Origin of the sequence: Fervidobacterium riparium, assembly GCF_025370035.1 — a bacterium.
In the GTDB taxonomy this organism is placed as follows: domain Bacteria; phylum Thermotogota; class Thermotogae; order Thermotogales; family Fervidobacteriaceae; genus Fervidobacterium; species Fervidobacterium gondwanense.
The window spans coordinates 1371247-1388009 of sequence record NZ_CP009277.1 but is presented as its reverse complement, the minus strand read 5'-3'; the positions used below and the strand labels follow the sequence as shown (position 1 = coordinate 1388009).

The window sequence follows — 16763 nt, the reverse complement described above, 5'->3', positions numbered from 1 at the left end:
TGATTGGATGGTAGTTAGACCTTTTAAGGCACTAAGACCTACTAAGGAAATGGTCAGTAAAATAGCAGCTAAACCGTACGACGTTGTGACAGAAGAGCAAGCACGCGATGTTGCAAAAAACAACCCGTACACATTCTACAAAGTCTCAAGACCAGAGATAAATTTCGAATATTCAGCCGATACGCATGACCCAGAAGTGTTGAAAACGGGAAGGCAACATCTGGATTGGCTTATAAAAGAAGGTCACATGTTCGAAGATGGTGAGCCCTACATCTACATTTATCAACAACATTGGAGAGACCACGTTCAGACTGGAATTTTCGCAACGTTCTCAGTTGATGAATATATAGAGAACAAGATTAAGAAACACGAACTCACAAGAAAAGATAAAGAAGATGAAAGAGCCTTACACGTCAAAGTAGTAAAGGCTCACACAGGACCTGTATTTTTGATGTACAAATCCAGACCAGAAGTTGATTCATTGATAATGAAACACGCGACCGGTGAACCGGAATACGATTTTACAGATGAATCAGGTGTAAGACATATGGTTTGGGTATTAAGAGATAGAAATGAAATCAATAAGATTGTTGAAGCATTCAAAAGTGTCGATGCGTTCTACATCGCAGATGGACACCACAGGGCTGCTGCCGCTGTCAGGGCTGCGATAGATTTCAGAAATGAGAATCCGAACTACACAGGCGAAGAGGAATTCAATTATTTCTTAGCGGCACTATTTCCACATAGCCAGCTTAAAATACTTGACTATAACAGAGTAGTGAAGGATTTGAACGGCATGAGTGAAGAAGAGTTTTTGAAAAAAGTCGGCGAAGTGTTTGAAATTACAAAGGTTAATGGTACGTACAAACCAGAGAGAAAACACACAGTCGGTATGTACCTATCTGGCAGATGGTACAGACTCGAACCTAAGACTGGAACGTATGATGAAAACGATGTCATCGCTTCACTCGACGTTTCCATACTGCAAAACAATCTCTTAGCTCCGATACTTGGTATTGAAAATCCAAGGACCGATAAGAGAATAGATTTCGTTGGTGGTATTCTTGGCATCGAAGAACTTGTAAGACTCGTAGACAGTGGAAACTTTAAGGTAGCGTTTGCAATGTACCCAACGTCGATAGATGACCTGCTCAAAGTTTCCGATGAAGGAAAGATAATGCCTCCAAAATCCACATGGTTCGAACCAAAACTGAAGAGTGGTATTGTCGTACATTTAATTTAAGAGAACGGCAATTGAAAAGGCGCGTCTTACACGCGCCTTTTCTTTATCTCTCTTAGTCTTTTTACAATTGCTTTTGCACGTTTTGAGCCTATGCCGTCCACTTTTTGAAGCACACTTGCGTTCGTCTTAACCAGTTTATCGATACTGTGGAATGATTTTATGACATTTTGTGAAATGTTCATGGGTATGTGAACTTCGTTCCTTAGAATTCTGTAACCTCGGGGACTTACACGTACTTCTGAAAGTTGCTGGATGTTTGGTACATCGTATCCAAGAGCTTTAGAGACGTTCATTATCTTGTGCTCGGATTTGGTTATTGCTTCCGTTATCTTTGCCGCTTCTTCCTCTGTTACCTCTTTTTTCGAATAATCCATAACTAAAAGTTTTATGATTTCGTCCAGATCGCTCAGTACTTCTCTTAATCTGAGCTGAGCCAATTTTCCCTCGTTTCCAAGTTCTATTATGCTTGTTTGAATATTTGCAGAGATCGTGTTGATCTCAACACCTCTAATCAACAATTCGCATACGAATTCCAACGGTACACGTCCTTCGATCTCAATTTCGTCGAGACGCTCCAAATCCCTGTCAAAAGATTCTCTGAAGCGCTCGAGTGCGTTTATCGTTTGACCAACTTTTGTCAGGACGAAGTTTATATCCTCGAAAACGTGTTTTCTATCTCTGTAATACAATGTGACAACGTTCCGTCTCTTGGAAATTGCGACGACCATTTTGCCAAGTTGCTTGGCAACTCTTTCTGCAGTTCGGTGCCGCGTGCCTGTTTCAGATGTTGGAATGCTCGGATCCGGCACAAGATGAACGTTTGCTGCCAATATCTTCGTCGCGTTTTCATCCATTACTATTGCTCCATCCATTTTTGATAATTCGTATAGTTTTTCCGGTGTAAATGGACAGTCTAGCCTGAAACCTGACTGAAAAACATTGCTGTTTTTCATATCATCTTCATTGATGAAAACAATTAACGCGCCAAGTTGAGCGTGTATTATGTCATCGAGCGCTCTTCGCAGTTTTGTACCAGGTGATAATAGCTTTATTTTCTCGAGGATATCCTGAGTTGTTTGTTCGGTATAGTCAGGCATCTCTACAACTTTCCTCCTGATAAAGAATTTAGAATTTAAATTGTACTTGTTGCTCTATTTCAAATTCTATTATACAATATATACCGAAAGTGTGTTATAATGAATTGAGAATTTTTTCTAATTATTACTAAGGAGGAATCGAAAGTGTACGTAGTTGGTATAGACTTAGGTGGAACCTTTTTTAAGGTTGGGCTTGTGGATACCGAAAGTGGTGAGATTCTCCGAAAAGTTGAATGGGAAACTCGAGTAGCGGAAGGTAAGGAAAAAGTAGTTAAAAGAATGGCTCAGGCAGTTTTAGAGGTTAGCAATGGTGAGGACTATATTGGTGTTGGAATAGGCTCTCCTGGCTCGATTGACCACGATAATGGAATTGTAAGGTTCTCCCCTAATTTCCCTGACTGGATAAATTTCAATCTTGGTGGAACTCTCTCAAAGTTGCTAAATAAGCCTGTTTTTGTTGAGAATGATGCAAACGCATTTGTGCTTGGTGAAAAATGGTTTGGAGCAGGTAAAGGTCATGAACACATAGTAGCCTTGACGTTGGGAACAGGTGTTGGCGGTGGTGTCATTTCACATGGGAAACTCATAACAGGAAAAGATGGAATAGGGACTGAACTTGGTCACGTTATAGTAGAACCCAACGGACCACAGTGTGGTTGTGGAAATTACGGATGTTTGGAAGCTATTGCCTCGGCAACTGCAATAAGGCGAATGGCTCTTGAAGGGCAGAAGAAATTTCCGGAATCCGAGATATTCTCTGCTGAAGAGATAAATGCTAAGGCGGTGTTTGATGCTGCACGTAATGGTGATTTGCTCGGACAGATGATAGCTGAACGTGTTGTAAATGCTCTTGCAATCGGAGTCGCTAATTTTATACATATATTCAACCCAAGTATAGTAGTTATCGGTGGTGGTGTTTCCAGGGCAGGAAACATACTTTTTGCCCCACTTCGCGAAAAGGTTCGACACCTTGTTATGCCTTCCTTCAAAGATACGTATACAATAGTTCAAAGCCCGTTAGTTGAAAATGCTGGAATTCTTGGCGCTGCTTCAATAGTTTTGCAGAATCTGTAATATGATTTGTAATTTAATCACAGCATGGAGGTGCTACTATGATGAAAAGGTACTTTTTGTATGCAGTTGTTCTTTCACTTGTTGTATTAGCAGTTATCGTTGGTACAGCTGCTGATTCAAAGTCTGGTCCAAAACTTGGATACATCGATCCAAACAAGGTTCTTCAGAATTACGATAAGTGGATCACGTTTCAAAAACAGATGCAAGACGAGATTGCGAAGTACCAAGCCGAACTTGATAAGATAAAGGACCAAAACCAAAAACAACAAAAGTATCTTGAATATCAGCAGACAATCAACAATAAGATCGCTCAAACACAAGCACAAATAGAGGCAGAAATACTTAATAAAGTAAAGGAATATGCGGAAGTAATGGGATACGATTTTATCTTCAACAGCACAACTATGGCTTACGGAAGCAGTTCGTACAACATTACAGATGCGTTCATAAAATATCTTAAGACTGCAAAGAAATAAGATTGCAATAAACAAAAACACTGTATGGATGAAAGAGTATTCGATCAGATTTCTTGTGAAGGCATATTCAAAAAGTTTGGTAGAAAAGTAGTGCTTAATAACGTTAATGCTTACGTTAATACTGGAGAAGTTGTAGGCTTGCTCGGTCCAAATGGATCGGGCAAGACTACATTATTTAACATTATACTCGGTGTTGTTGTTCCAACAAAAGGTAGGGTTTATTTCAACGGACAGAATATAACGAATATGCCCATACACAGACGTGCAAGGCTTGGAATTACGTATCTTCAACAAGAGACTTCTGTTTTCAGAGACTTGAAAGTAGAGGACAATGTTAGATTAGTTCTTGAGTTTCAGAAACTAAGAAGAATAGAAAGAGAAGAGATTGTTAAATCAACTTTGGAAGAATTCGGTATTCAAGATTTGAAAAAGCAGTTTGCATTTTCACTCTCAGGAGGAGAAAAAAGAAGACTTGAATTGGCAAGGATGATGGCACTAAGCCCTAAATTTGTTCTCTTGGATGAACCTTTCATAGGTATTGACCCGAAAACTGTAAAGGAAATTCAGAAGATAGTAATTCAGTTAAAAGAAAAAGGCATAGGGGTTATAATCACCGACCATTCGGTTGATGCGTTAAGGCCTATTGTAGATAGGTTATATGTGATTCATAAAGGTGAAGTTTTAGCACAAGGACATCCGGAAGATGTTCTGCAAGATACAATGGTGAAGAAAGTCTATCTTGGAGAAGAATGAGAGAATAAGATATAGCGATAGATTCGGAGGAGTATAATGATTTTACTGTTCAAAAAGAAAGGTTTTCTAAGGTTTCTTTCTGCCATAGAAACTGCAAATTTGATAACACGAACACTTATTAGGTCAGGATTGAAATTGCAATATTCTGAAGGATTCCACCCGAAGCCGAAGATTTCCTTTTTGGATTCAACGCCAACAGGAGTTATAGATTTAGCGCTTTACGTTTCAGTTCAATTGGATGCTGAAAAAACAAGTCATGAAATAAAAAAAGCGCAGATTTTGAAATCAGTGAATGAAGTATCGCCTTTTGGACTTGAATTGGCAGATGTCTTTGATGTTGAAGTCAATTTAAACCGTGTTGTTGATGAATATGAGTACCTTGTGTTTTCAAAAGAAGAAATTAACTTGAAAAAGGAATTTAAAAAACATTCTGGAAAAGTTTTTATACCAAGCGAGTTGTTAAGAGATTTTCATATAGTTTTGAGAAATGGAATTTATGTGTTAAAATATAGAATTGCGAAGGATAACATATTCAATCCGTACTTGTTAAACGGTGTTTTTTTGGTTACAAGAAAAAGGGCATTTGCTAAAGAATTGGATTTGCATAACCTTTTAAATGACTTGGAAGAGAATAGGTGGAGGGACGATTTATGAAAGTACTTGTTGTTGACGATTCAGATGTCCTTAGAAAAATAACGGTTTTTAACCTTAAAAAAATCGGATTTGACGTGGAAGAAGCAATAGATGGAATAGATGGACTTGAAAAGATGAAAACTTGGCAACCAGATGTTGTAATTTTGGACATAATGATGCCAAGAATGGATGGATTTGCTGTCCTCAAAGAGATGAGGAGAGATGAAAACATAAAGAATATTCCTGTCATTGTCTTGACTGCAAAGGGTGGGCAAGATGACGAACAAATTGCCTTATCCTTAGGTGCAAAAAAAGTTCTTACAAAACCATTCAGCCCAACTCAGCTCATTGAAGAAGTGAGGAGTTTGGCGAATGAATGACGAAATTTTTCTGAAACTCTCAAAAGCTGTTACAGATGTTGCACAGCTTGTAGGTTTGGAAATTCTACCCATAAATGATGTAGAAACATTGGTTTTGGAGTGTACTCGTGTTACAGAATATCTTCAAAAATGGATAATTGATCAAAAATCAAATAACGATGCTCTGCAACAACTAATCGATGCACAGCTCGAAGAACTAACGGCAACATACGAGGGACTTTCTGCTCTTTTTGAAATAAATAAGATAATAGCCTCTGTAAACGAGCCTTGGATGATTCTGAGAAATGTCTTAAAACTTTTGAAAAATGCTGTGAACTATTCTGCAGGAGTAATTATACTGAATGTCGATGAAAAATCCTATTACGAATACTTTGGACTTTCAGAAGCAGAGGATTACATTAAAAGAGTTGCCATTGAACATATCGAAGATGAAAATACCTTTTTTGTTGATTATAACAAAGATTCCGGAGGATTTATTGCCGTTCCTCTTTATGCGGAGTTTGGTAGATACGGTATATTACTGATCTCTGGATATGGAACTAAGAAGATTTTTACAGCGGGCGACAAGAAAATCACGGAAGCAGTGGCTCAACAATTACTTACTTCTATTAATAGATATATAATGCTCCAACGTGAAATAGAAAAGCGAAAGCTCGAAGAGCAGCTTCAAATAGCTCGGAATATACAGCAAGGTCTACTACCCAAGTACTTCCCAACGCACGAAAGATTTGATATCAGCGCCCGGAGCGTTCCCGCGATACAGGTTGGTGGGGATTATTACGATGTAATTGAAGCTGATGATGGATCTTTTGTATGTTGCATTGCGGACGTTTCTGGAAAAGGATTACCTGCAGCGCTTATTATGTCATCTTTTAGAAGCATGTTTAGGCTATCGGGAAAGATATCTACTGACTTGAAAAAACTGGCGGCTCAATTTGATAAAATGATTCATGAAGATTTTGAAACTGGTAGGTTTATAACGTCTATAATACTAAGGATAACTTCTGACGGTAACATGGAATACGTCAATGCTGGTCATGATCCGTTATATATACTAAGAGGAAATAGAATAGTAAAGCTTGAATCCACTGGCACTCCGTTCGGCATTCTTGGAGATGGGTGGTACGATGTTGAAAAGTTCAAACTTGAGTATGGAGATATACTGATTGCGTACACAGATGGAGTTGTGGAAGCCAGAAATATCTCCGGTGAAGAATATGGCTTTGAAAGGCTGCAAGAAACGATAATGATGAACAGATATTTGAAGGCTTCTGATATAGTAAAAAGGATCATGGATTCTGTTTTTGAATTTTCTCATGGTGTACCGCAACATGATGATACAACAATATTGGTTGTCAAATATGAATAAAGAGAGTTGGAGGTGTCTGTATGATCGAAGTAGGAGATCTTGAGAAAGGTATGTACATAAAGTATGAAGGTGACATATACCGCGTGATCGATGTCAACAAGCATTTCAGAGCAAGAGGTTCAGGACTGATAAGAACAAAGCTTAAAAGCCTTTCTACCGGACTTGTAAGAGACGCAAATTTCGCAAGTGGTGAAAAAGTTGAGGAAGCAGAACTTTCTTTCAGAAAGGCAGAATACCTTTACAACGATGGAGAGAATTATTACTTCATGGACTTGCAAACTTATGAGCAGTACGCTATTCCTGAGGTAGAGGTTGATGAGGCAAAGAATTATCTAATTGAGAACACTCAGGTCGATCTGGTTATGCACGATGAAAAACCAATAGGAATACAACTTCCAACAACGGTTGTTTTAGAAGTGATAGAGACAGAACCAAATTTCAAAGGCGATACAGTTTCTGGTGGTGGAAAACCTGCAGTTCTCCAAACAGGTCTAAAGATTAGTGTTCCGTTCTTTATAAACGTTGGTGATAAAATAAAAGTGGATACAAGAACTGGCGAGTACATTGAAAGGGCATAAAGAGGGTAAGGCATGGGAAGAAATCTAAGGATATCGAAAGGAGGGAGAAGATGGGGAACATAACAGTATCAGATAATGTTATTGCCGAAATTGCGTACAGGTCAATATGCAGTATATATGGTGTAGAACCAGATAATAAAGAGTTCAAGAAATTTAGAAAAAATATAGACATCGAGAGAACACCTGAGGACAATGTAATCGTTAACATCAAATTGGAAGTTCCGTACGGTGAGAACATTCTTTCTTTCTCTGAAAATATAATGAAAACTGTCACGGAAAATGTTTCGCAGATGACGGACAAAACAGTTGAAGCGGTTAACGTTGTAGTTACTGGTGTTAGCGATAAAGAGTTTTCGAAATCCTAACCGTGAGTAGTGCTGAAATTCAAGGAGTTGAAAAAATTGGTTTCCAAAAGAAGGATACTTCGAGAGTCAGTTTTGAAAGCGCTTTTTCAACTTGACTTTAGACCTGAAGATTTCGATGAAATATTAAGTGACGCATTAAAATCAGTTAAGGATGGAAATATTAAGAAAGATGCAGAAAGATATCTCAAAAATATCCATGAACAGAAAACGAAGATTGATGAAATAATTGAAAAGCATCTTTTAAACTGGAGTTTTGATAGAGTATCGCACATTGCAAGAGGTGTTCTGAGACTTGGCACGTATGAACTGCTATACGAGAATGACATACCAATAGAGGTTACTTTGGACGAAATGGTAGAAATCACGAAAAAGTACGACACAGATGAAAGCGCCAAGTTTATCAACGGGGTCTTGGACAGGATAGCAAAAGAAGAAGCACCTAAGGAAAAATTCAAGCTTTAAATTTATCATTCATTTCTCATATTGTTTGTTGTTTGTTTGAACAACCGTATCTCAAGGGGATTGCGGGGGGTTCTCTTTGAGCTATATCGAGCTGTTGGTTTGTCTAATAATTTCTACCATCATATTTATCAGCGCTTTGGATGGATATAGCCATGTGCTCCAGCACATGGCTTATATATTAAATACGAATATAAGAACCTTAAGAGTATTCCATGTTATCAACTACATCAGGTTCGATTACCATAGACATGCAACTAAACAACCAAATTCAAAATATTCCAAAACTTTATCTACGTCATCTTTTGCATTTGATGAGAAGGTTGAAAATCTTAAACGTGTTCTGTACAAATGTGTTGGACCTTTGGAAGGTAAAACCACGATTTACAGAGATACTTACGACATATACACAAAAAGGCTATTAAATCGGCGAGTTTATACATTGTATGGTGAGTTTTCTTTAGAATTATCAGCCGATAAAAGATATCTCCTCATAAACAATCCGTACTATGGTGTTGCAAAGATACCAATTTCTCTCCCTGATGTGCAGATTGTTAGCATCATAGTAACTAAGGTGAGAGAAAACAATGAAACAAAATAAGGAGTGGTTGTATGTTCAACTACAATGAATTAATGGACGCAAAGAGGACAAGAATAATGGGAATAATAAATGTCACACCTGACTCGTTCTATTCAGGTAGCAGGGTAGATGAGACGAACTTGTTGATTAGAGTTGAGCAAATGATTAAAGATGGGGTTGAAATAATAGATGTCGGAGGCGAGAGCACAAGACCTGGCGCAGAAGCAGTACCTCTTGAAGAAGAGATAAGGCGAACAGTAACGGCTGTAAAGATTATTAGAAAACACTTCGACATACCCATATCTGTGGATACTTATAAATCCGAAGTTGCAAGACTTTCTATCGAAGAAGGTGCTGATATAATCAACGATATCAGCGCTATGAGATTCGATGAAAAAATGGTGGAAGTCGCGTCACACTACAAATGTCCTGTTGTACTCATGCATATGAAAGGCAATCCGAAGACTATGCAAGAGAATCCTGAATACAAAGACGTTGTCGCGGAAATCGTGGAATTTTTCGATGAGCGTATCAGATACGCTAAGGAACATGGAGTGGACAAACTAATACTTGATCCAGGGATTGGGTTTGGCAAAAAGCTGGAACACAACCTTGAAATACTGAAAAGGATTGAAGAGTTTAGGAAGCTTAATTATCCGCTACTCATAGGTGCAAGCCGAAAATCGATGATAGGCATGATTCTGAACTTACCGCCAGAAGAAAGATTAAACGGAACGCTTGCGGTGACAGCCTATTGCGCTATGCATAGTGTTGAAATAGTACGCGTCCATGATGTAAAAGAGAATAAAGAAGTAGTGAAAATCATAGAAGCAATCAAAAGTATTAAAAACTCGTGAAAGAAGGTTCATCATGAAAAGTATTAAAGAATCAATAAGGTTAGATAAGTACCTATCAAACGCAAAGGTGGGAACAAGAAGCGAGGTAAAAAAGTACATAAAAGAAGGAAGAGTTACTGTTAATGGTCGTGTAGTAGATGAACCAGAATTTCACGTGTCACCAAATGATGAGATAACAGTAGATGGTGAATATGTAAATTCTCATAGAAACGTTTATATAATGCTCTTTAAACCATCAGGATTCGTTTCAACGACTTCAGAATATGAACCAAGCGTCCTTAACCTTATTGATCATCCATATGTCGATGAACTGCACATAGCCGGAAGACTTGATAAAGACGTCGAAGGTCTTTTGATCCTGACTAACGATGGTGATTTCACACACAGATTGATATCTCCGAAAAAACACGTTGAGAAAGAATACTATATATATACGAAGCATCCTTACAAACTAACGGAAGAAGTTAAAAAAGAATTTGAAAAAGGATTAGAAATTGATGGTGAGAAATTTCTGCCAGCAAAGATAGGACAAATCGATGAGAAGACTATTTCAATAACAATTATTGAAGGAAAATACCATCAAATTAAAAAAATGTGCCAGAAGATTGGAATAGAATGGGAAAGAATCATGAGAGTTCGCATAGGTAGACTCACTCTTGGTGGTCTCAAAAAAGGTGAGTGGAGAGAACTTTCAAAAGAAGAGATTGATGAGATTTTTGAGAGATAGAACATAAAAGAGGCGGTGTGATTATCCACACCGCCTCTTTCTTTCATTGTCTTAGAAATGCCTTAGTAAGTTGCACCTTCTATTTTCAGATATCTCTTGTCAGTGCTGGTAGTGTAAAAGACCTCAATCGTATGGGTTGCAGCTGGCGAATCGCTTTCGAAAGAGACTATCCACGAAGATTCGACATACTCGACGATACCTAAATCGTTAAGATTAACGTTTCCTGCACTGTCAGTGTACTTTATCACACCGCCTGTTTTCTGGCAAAGCTCTCTAACGTCACCTGGGTCTGAAAAGTCAGTAGTGGTGTCGTAGTAATAACCACTTGGCACAAAAGCGCCGTGGATTGTGAAGAAACCTACTAATGCTGGGAACATGTCTGCCTTATCAAAATGTGAAAACCCTATGCCGTCAGACTTATAGTGTGCCGGTGCATCGGTTATGACTATCATAACTCTTTGTGCACTCGGTCTCCATTCAAGAGCTGTTGCAGCGAACATTATTGCATCGTACGGGTTTTCTGCCCAATCGCCACCGTAACCAGCGTACAGTACACCAACGTAATCTTTCGCATCAGACGGTGAAGATAACCCTAAATATGGAGGATCAACATCGATATCACTTGGCGGGTTAACATAGTCATCGAATGGTATAACACCAATTCTTACATCCATGCCGCTTTCTTCAAGATTTGTTGCAAAATCTATTATACTATTTTTAGCCCCGTTTATTGCGTAGCTCATGCTACCTGTCACATCCAAGATTATTGCTATATCAAGTCTATTTCTAATTGTTGATTCTTTATATAGTACAAATCCTTGTTCTTTGTTATCTTCGAACACCCGGAGAGTGCTAACTGGTAAATTCTCAACACCTGGTAAGCTTATCCTAATGTTAACCGTATCTGGAACTGCTATCGGTACGAGTGAAGGTGTCTTATCCACTGTACCGAATATATCTGTCGTTGAATATCCAGATGTTGAAGGTTTTGTCGTGTCCACAGGGTCTTTCGGAATAACTCTTGGAGCAATTGGAATTTCCGAACAGCTATAAACTAATAGCGCACTAATAATGGCTATTAACGCAAATAACGTGGCTCTTCTGAATTTTCTCATATTCATCACCCCTCAAAATCCGATACCGATGCCTGCAGAAACGGCAAAGATATCCAAGAACTGAAATGAAGTTGTCATTGTACCAAGACCTTCTACAAATAGCACGATTCCTTGACCGAACCTTGCACCAGCTTTAACGTGAAATAGATCGGGATAAAATGTGAAACCTGAATTAACAACATCATATACAAATATAGGTGCAGCACCTGCGTAAAACAAAGTGTTAAAGAGCGGTATGCCTAGATAAAGATATGGATCAATCTCTAAGAACTGAATTTCTCCAACTTCTATTTCTTCGATTTCTTGTATGTCTGAAAGTGGGTAATACGCTTCCAACATCAGAGAAATCCCACCAGAAAGCGTTCCAATGCGCACTCCGAGGAATGGACGGTTCTTTCCGCCAATTTCTAAACCACCTAATGCAGATATCTCAAAACTGAATGCTAAGGTTATTGCTAACAAAAGCACTCCTGTTACGACAAACTTCTTCATAAAATCACTCTCCTCTCAGATTTGGAACTTCCACACGAGCAATGTATTCCTTAGCTCTGCTTATATGAAGTTAAATACTTCAAATGATAACTGGTTCTGTATAGTCAAAATCAGAGCAAAAGTGATGCTTCTTTCCAAGACAGTATTATGACTCTCGTTTTCAGTAAAACGTTGTATGAATATTTCGCGTAAGTAATGTCAAATCAATGTCCTGAAGATTGCCAAAAAAAATACCTCCAGCGATTTCTCGCCGGAGGTATCGTTTGATTTCCTTGCGTTTACTCAATTTTTATTTCGACAGTAGGCTTTTCTTCTTTCTTCTTTGGCATCTCGAGTGTTAGAACACCATCTGAATATTTTGCTGTGATTCCTTTTGTATCTACATAGTCTGGTATGATGAATGACCTTTCAAACTTACCGAATGACCTTTCAACGATTCTGTAGTTTCTGCCTTTTTCGTCTCTTTCTGTCTTCTTTTCGCCAGTTATTCTCAGTACACCATCTTCTACTGTAATCTTGAGTTCGTCTTTCTTTACACCAGGAAGTTCGAGTTCAAGAACTACTTTATCTTCTGTTTCGTATGCATCAACCTTTGGCAGGAATTCAAACTCACTTCTGAATGGTCTCACAAAATCCGAGAAGAGTCTGTCAATCTCCTTTTGAAGTTCCATGAACGGTTCAAATAAGTCGCTTCTTCTTGCCAACATACTCTCACCTCCACTCCCCTTGGGGTTTTGTTCCTTATTTTCACGTTCCGACTATATTATACATAATTAGCACTCATGTGTCAAGAGTGATAATTATAACCTTGCTATGCTTGTTTATTTTGGACATAGATGTACTGTAAGGTTATAAATTTTACAGATACTAAAATGTTAATCAGTCTTAATATAAGACTGATAACGCACCGTGTAAAAAATAGCGAAGGGAATAATTCCCTCCGCTCGTGCATTTCTTTAATTGATTTTTAGTTGTGAAATCACTACATTCACTTGGTTATTTCAGCTATCAACCTTTCTACCAACAACATGCCAACTCTTTCTTGGGCTTCGAATGTAGAAGCACCTACGTGTGGTGTTGCAACGACATTTGGCAAGGAGAGGAGCTTTTGTCTCAACTCATCTGTTGGTGGCTCTACTTCGAATACGTCAAGACCTGCCGCATATACTTTGCCTGTTGTAAGCGCTTCGTATAATGCTGCTTCATCGATTATTCCACCTCTTGCAGCGTTTATTATTATGACACTGTCTTTCATCTTTGATATTGTTTCTTTGTTTATCAGATTTTTTGTCTCAGGTGTAAGTGGCACGTGGATTGTTATGTAATCACTTTCTTTAAACAATGTATCAAGGTCAACTATTTTGACGGGCATATCTGTTTCTTTTACAAACGGATCGTATGCAAGTACTTTCATATCGAACGCGAGTAACCTTTTAGCAACTTCTCTGCCGATGTTTCCAAAACCGATTATACCGACTGTTCTTCCGAACAACTCATGACCTTCGAGTTCCTTCTTCGTCCACTTTCCATTTTTCAAATCTGCTGTACCTCTTGCTATGTGTCTAGAACAAGCGATCATCAGTCCGATAGCCAATTCTGCAACCGAAATGCTGTTTGCACCCGGCGTGTTAATTACCTTAATTCCCTTAGCTTCGGCTGCTTTTACATCTATATTGTCGAGTCCAGTTCCCGCACGACCGATAATCTTCAAATTGCTACCAGCTTCTATTATGTCGGCGGTGACTTTGGTTGCGCTCCTTACTATGAGAACTTCGATTTCAGGCATTATTTTTATGAGTTCGTCTTTCTCGTAGTGCTGAGATGTGAGATTAACACCCGGAACGTTTGCAAGCTTTTCAGTTGCCTGTTTGTCAAGAGGGTCGTTTATGTGTATCCTCATGTTACTTCACCAACCCTTTGAAAAGTACCTCTTCTGCAGCTAAGACTCCTTTTCCAATTTCGACTTTATATCCCATTTCGTTGAGTGCAAATTCAAGAGCAGTTATACCTGTGATTATGTCAAACGGTGTAAGGTAGCCAAGGTGTGATATTCTGAATATCTCGTCTTTCATAGGTTCTTGTCCGGCTGCTATCGTAACTCCGTATTTATCGCGCATGAGTTTTGTGAGTTTGCTTGATGGTATTCCTTCTGGAGAATTGACTGCTGTAAGAACGTTTCCTGGGCGTTCTGAGAAGAATGTCAAGCCAAGAGCTCTAACTGCTGCTCTTGTTGCTTCTCCGTAAAGTGCATGCCTTGCCCAGACGTTTTCAATTCCTTCTTCTTTGAGCATTTTAACAGCCTTGTTGAGCATGTATATCAAGTTAACTGCTGTTGTCCATGGGTTGTCTGGTGAGCTTTTCTTATATTTTCTGAGATCGAAATAATATCTATTATTTGTGCATTTTTCCACCTTTGCGTATGCTTTGTCGTTAATAGCGATGAATGCAAGACCTGGCGGGAGCATCCAACCTTTTTGTGCACCAGAAACAACGACGTCAACGCCCCATTCGTCCATCTTAAGTGGTTCAGCAAGTAAACCACTGACCGCATCTGTTACGAGGATAACGTCAGTATTCTTTGTCAACTTGGCTATATTTTCGAGATCTATAACAGTACCCGTTGATGTTTCGCTGTATGTTGTGAAAACAACCTTAGCGTCTGGATTTTCCTTCATTGCCTTTTCTATCATCTCGGGTGTTACAGCTTTACCCCAAGGGAGTTTAATCTCGACAGGAACAATTCCGTAAGCTTTTGCTATTTCTACCCATCTTTCTCCGAACTTACCAGCACTGACTATGATTGCCTTTTCGCCAGGATTAACAAGGTTTACCATCGCTGTTTCAAGTGCACCTGTGCCGGATGCTGTTAGAACATAGACAGGATGTTGTGTCTGGAAGACGTATTTTGTCAATTCGAGAGTCTCTTCAAGTATCTTAACGAATTCTGGAGTTCTGTGGTGGATAGTCTCTTTTGCACCTTCTAAAAGAATCTCTTGAGGAACTGGCGTTGGACCAGGCGATAAAAGTAAAGTTCTTTTTACCATGCTGTTCCCTCCTTTTTGATATATGTGATGTAATAAAATACACTTACTTCTTTATCTTTGATAAGCCCACAATTATTTTACATCTTTTCTTACTAAATTGACAATATCCTTAATGATGCAATTTTTTGCGTGCAAGTATTTGCAAGTGCGAAATTTGTCAAAAATCTTCATTATACTATTTTAGCTATCAAATACCATCCAAATGCTTGTTTTGAATTTTGGCATAATGTTGCTAATATATAAGTGAAAACACTATTCATAACTTCCAAAAGGAGTGTGAGGCCAATGAACTTAGAAGGTATATTATCCGACGTAGGAAGGAACTTGAGATCGTCGCTTATAAGAGAGCTTTTGAAATATGCATCTGTACCCGGTTCCATATCGTTTGGTGGTGGCGTACCTGATCCAAATACATTCCCAAGACACGAATTAGCAGAAATTGCGAAAGAGGTTATAGAGAAGGAATATGCATATACGCTCCAATATAACACAACAGAAGGTGATGATCAGTTAGCCACTCAAATAGTAAAACTCTTGGAAAGAACATACGGTATAACTGGAATCGGAAGAGAGAATTTACTATTTACAACAGGTTCGCAACAAGCACTAGATCTTATGGCAAGAGTGCTTCTGGATAAGGATAGTATCTGCTTTGTGGAGTTCCCAGTTTATCTAGGTGCAGCAAGTGCCTTCCGAATGACATTCACGAAGTTTGAGACAATACCTCTTGAAGAAGACGGCATGGACGTGAATTACCTGGAGAAGAAGCTTGACGAACTCAATAAGAATGGACTTATAAACAGAGTAAAATTCATCTATACCGTCCCCAACTTCCATAATCCCGCCGGAGTGACAATGAGCCTCGAAAAGAGAAAAAGATTGATAGAAATTGCTGAAAAATATGACATTTTGATTCTTGAAGATGATCCGTACGGCATGCTCAGATTTGAAGGTGAGCATTTACCTTCGCTTTATAAACTAGCAGGTCCAGATAGGGTTGTTCTTCTGAATACGTTTAGTAAGATCCTTACTCCAGGCTTAAGAATTGGAATAATAGTTGGCAGAGCAGATATAGTTAGAAAAGCAACACTTGCAAAGCAGGCTGCTGATCTCTGTAGTCCAAGCTTGAACCAGCGCATCGCTGCAAGATACCTTGAAAGGTATGATTTGTTTGAGCAACTGAAACCTGGTATAGAGCTTTACAGAAAGAAAAAAGATGTGATGATAAAAGCACTTGAGGAAAATTTTGCTGACATAAAAGGTGCGAAATGGGTTAACCCACAAGGTGGTTTGTTTATCTGGTTGACGCTTCCAGAAGGTTTCGACACAATGGAAATGTTTGAGATTGCAAAAGAGAAGAAGATTTATTACATACCAGGTGAAGCATTTACGATAGATGATGGCAAGAGTTCATCTATGAGACTCTCCTTCTGTCTGCCACCTGAAGAAAAGATTGTTGAGGGTGTTAAGAGGCTCAGAGAGGTTGTTGAAGAGTACGGTAAGAAGAAGGGGCTGATCTAA

General features: G+C 38.8%; 20 protein-coding genes. 14 read left to right on the top strand and 6 right to left on the bottom strand.

Annotated elements, in window-relative coordinates; all coding sequences use genetic code 11:
- The first annotated feature begins 7 nt into the window (after positions 1–7).
- Entirely contained in the window at positions 8–1243 is a 1236-nt protein-coding gene (locus IB67_RS06470) for a DUF1015 domain-containing protein (protein ID WP_072758581.1), read from the top strand.
- A gap of 26 nt (positions 1244–1269) precedes the next feature.
- Here the strand turns inward: IB67_RS06470 and disA are convergent, their stop codons facing one another.
- Positions 1270–2340: a DNA integrity scanning diadenylate cyclase DisA gene (disA, locus tag IB67_RS06465; protein ID WP_072758584.1), complete on the bottom strand. Its 1071-nt coding sequence runs from the start codon at positions 2338–2340 to the stop codon at positions 1270–1272.
- Positions 2341–2484: 144 nt separating this feature from the next.
- Between disA and IB67_RS06460 the strand changes: the two genes are divergently transcribed.
- From IB67_RS06460 to IB67_RS06405, 12 genes are all read left to right on the top strand, one after another.
- Positions 2485–3414 (top strand): ROK family protein, encoded by a 930-nt coding sequence (locus tag IB67_RS06460; RefSeq protein ID WP_072758586.1) that lies wholly within the window; start codon positions 2485–2487, stop codon positions 3412–3414.
- 38 nt (positions 3415–3452) lie between these two features.
- Positions 3453–3890, top strand: coding sequence for an OmpH/Skp family outer membrane protein (locus tag IB67_RS06455; RefSeq protein ID WP_245789504.1), 438 nt, complete (start codon positions 3453–3455; stop codon positions 3888–3890).
- Positions 3891–3914: 24 nt separating this feature from the next.
- Positions 3915–4643: an LPS export ABC transporter ATP-binding protein gene (gene lptB / locus IB67_RS06450; protein ID WP_072758587.1), complete on the top strand. Its 729-nt coding sequence runs from the start codon at positions 3915–3917 to the stop codon at positions 4641–4643.
- Positions 4644–4679: 36 nt separating this feature from the next.
- Positions 4680–5297 (top strand): TIGR03936 family radical SAM-associated protein, encoded by a 618-nt coding sequence (locus tag IB67_RS06445; RefSeq protein WP_072758589.1) that lies wholly within the window; start codon positions 4680–4682, stop codon positions 5295–5297.
- Positions 5294–5656, top strand: a complete 363-nt coding sequence (locus IB67_RS06440) for a response regulator (RefSeq protein ID WP_072758591.1) — start codon at positions 5294–5296, stop codon at positions 5654–5656. The genes IB67_RS06445 and IB67_RS06440 overlap by 4 nt, the downstream gene beginning before the upstream one ends.
- Positions 5649–7025, top strand: a complete 1377-nt coding sequence (locus IB67_RS06435) for a PP2C family protein-serine/threonine phosphatase (RefSeq protein ID WP_072758593.1) — start codon at positions 5649–5651, stop codon at positions 7023–7025. Before IB67_RS06440 ends, IB67_RS06435 begins: the two co-directional genes overlap by 8 nt.
- 20 nt (positions 7026–7045) lie before the next feature.
- Complete coding sequence (efp, locus tag IB67_RS06430) at positions 7046–7603, top strand: elongation factor P (RefSeq protein ID WP_072758595.1); 558 nt, start codon at positions 7046–7048, stop codon at positions 7601–7603.
- Between the two features lie 50 nt (positions 7604–7653).
- A complete protein-coding gene (locus IB67_RS06425; protein WP_072758598.1) occupies positions 7654–7968 on the top strand; it encodes an Asp23/Gls24 family envelope stress response protein in 315 nt (104 codons plus the stop codon).
- Between the two features lie 36 nt (positions 7969–8004).
- Complete coding sequence (gene nusB / locus IB67_RS06420; RefSeq protein WP_072758600.1) at positions 8005–8430, top strand: transcription antitermination factor NusB; 426 nt, start codon at positions 8005–8007, stop codon at positions 8428–8430.
- 76 nt (positions 8431–8506) lie between these two features.
- Entirely contained in the window at positions 8507–9028 is a 522-nt protein-coding gene (locus IB67_RS06415; protein ID WP_072758602.1) for a hypothetical protein, read from the top strand.
- Positions 9029–9039: 11 nt separating this feature from the next.
- Positions 9040–9864: a dihydropteroate synthase gene (gene folP / locus IB67_RS06410; RefSeq protein WP_072758604.1), complete on the top strand. Its 825-nt coding sequence runs from the start codon at positions 9040–9042 to the stop codon at positions 9862–9864.
- 13 nt (positions 9865–9877) lie between these two features.
- Entirely contained in the window at positions 9878–10591 is a 714-nt protein-coding gene (locus tag IB67_RS06405) for a pseudouridine synthase (protein WP_339746820.1), read from the top strand.
- Between the two features lie 62 nt (positions 10592–10653).
- Here the strand turns inward: IB67_RS06405 and IB67_RS06400 are convergent, their stop codons facing one another.
- The 5 genes from IB67_RS06400 to IB67_RS06380 all read right to left on the bottom strand — a co-directional run bounded on the left by IB67_RS06400 (position 10654) and on the right by IB67_RS06380 (position 15242).
- The gene (locus tag IB67_RS06400; RefSeq protein WP_072758606.1) at positions 10654–11706 is read right to left on the bottom strand and encodes a vWA domain-containing protein; all 1053 of its coding nucleotides are present in this window, start codon (positions 11704–11706) and stop codon (positions 10654–10656) included.
- A gap of 12 nt (positions 11707–11718) precedes the next feature.
- Positions 11719–12198 carry a hypothetical protein gene (locus IB67_RS06395; protein WP_072758609.1) on the bottom strand — a complete coding sequence of 160 codons (480 nt, stop codon included), beginning with the start codon at positions 12196–12198 and terminating at the stop codon, positions 11719–11721.
- Between the two features lie 278 nt (positions 12199–12476).
- Positions 12477–12905 carry an Hsp20/alpha crystallin family protein gene (locus IB67_RS06390; protein WP_072758611.1) on the bottom strand — a complete coding sequence of 143 codons (429 nt, stop codon included), beginning with the start codon at positions 12903–12905 and terminating at the stop codon, positions 12477–12479.
- A gap of 281 nt (positions 12906–13186) precedes the next feature.
- A complete protein-coding gene (locus tag IB67_RS06385; RefSeq protein WP_072758612.1) occupies positions 13187–14098 on the bottom strand; it encodes a hydroxyacid dehydrogenase in 912 nt (303 codons plus the stop codon).
- Between the two features lies 1 nt (position 14099).
- The gene (locus IB67_RS06380; protein ID WP_072758614.1) at positions 14100–15242 is read right to left on the bottom strand and encodes a pyridoxal-phosphate-dependent aminotransferase family protein; all 1143 of its coding nucleotides are present in this window, start codon (positions 15240–15242) and stop codon (positions 14100–14102) included.
- A gap of 285 nt (positions 15243–15527) precedes the next feature.
- On the opposite strand from IB67_RS06380, the gene IB67_RS06375 reads away from it, so the two are divergent.
- On the top strand, positions 15528–16763 hold the full coding sequence (locus IB67_RS06375; RefSeq protein WP_339746827.1) for an aminotransferase-like domain-containing protein: 1236 nt from the start codon (positions 15528–15530) through the stop codon (positions 16761–16763).

Coding starts and splice junctions, on each gene's coding strand:
- IB67_RS06470 (WP_072758581.1), top strand. CDS start 8: ATGGTAGTTAGACCTTTTAAGGCACTAAGACCTACTAAGGAAATGGTC.
- disA (WP_072758584.1), bottom strand. CDS start 2,340: ATGCCTGACTATACCGAACAAACAACTCAGGATATCCTCGAGAAAATA.
- IB67_RS06455 (WP_245789504.1), top strand. CDS start 3,453: ATGATGAAAAGGTACTTTTTGTATGCAGTTGTTCTTTCACTTGTTGTA.
- lptB (WP_072758587.1), top strand. CDS start 3,915: ATGGATGAAAGAGTATTCGATCAGATTTCTTGTGAAGGCATATTCAAA.
- IB67_RS06445 (WP_072758589.1), top strand. CDS start 4,680: ATGATTTTACTGTTCAAAAAGAAAGGTTTTCTAAGGTTTCTTTCTGCC.
- IB67_RS06440 (WP_072758591.1), top strand. CDS start 5,294: ATGAAAGTACTTGTTGTTGACGATTCAGATGTCCTTAGAAAAATAACG.
- IB67_RS06435 (WP_072758593.1), top strand. CDS start 5,649: ATGAATGACGAAATTTTTCTGAAACTCTCAAAAGCTGTTACAGATGTT.
- efp (WP_072758595.1), top strand. CDS start 7,046: ATGATCGAAGTAGGAGATCTTGAGAAAGGTATGTACATAAAGTATGAA.
- IB67_RS06425 (WP_072758598.1), top strand. CDS start 7,654: ATGGGGAACATAACAGTATCAGATAATGTTATTGCCGAAATTGCGTAC.
- folP (WP_072758604.1), top strand. CDS start 9,040: ATGTTCAACTACAATGAATTAATGGACGCAAAGAGGACAAGAATAATG.
- IB67_RS06405 (WP_339746820.1), top strand. CDS start 9,878: ATGAAAAGTATTAAAGAATCAATAAGGTTAGATAAGTACCTATCAAAC.
- IB67_RS06400 (WP_072758606.1), bottom strand. CDS start 11,706: ATGAGAAAATTCAGAAGAGCCACGTTATTTGCGTTAATAGCCATTATT.
- IB67_RS06395 (WP_072758609.1), bottom strand. CDS start 12,198: ATGAAGAAGTTTGTCGTAACAGGAGTGCTTTTGTTAGCAATAACCTTA.
- IB67_RS06390 (WP_072758611.1), bottom strand. CDS start 12,905: ATGTTGGCAAGAAGAAGCGACTTATTTGAACCGTTCATGGAACTTCAA.
- IB67_RS06385 (WP_072758612.1), bottom strand. CDS start 14,098: ATGAGGATACACATAAACGACCCTCTTGACAAACAGGCAACTGAAAAG.
- IB67_RS06380 (WP_072758614.1), bottom strand. CDS start 15,242: ATGGTAAAAAGAACTTTACTTTTATCGCCTGGTCCAACGCCAGTTCCT.
- IB67_RS06375 (WP_339746827.1), top strand. CDS start 15,528: ATGAACTTAGAAGGTATATTATCCGACGTAGGAAGGAACTTGAGATCG.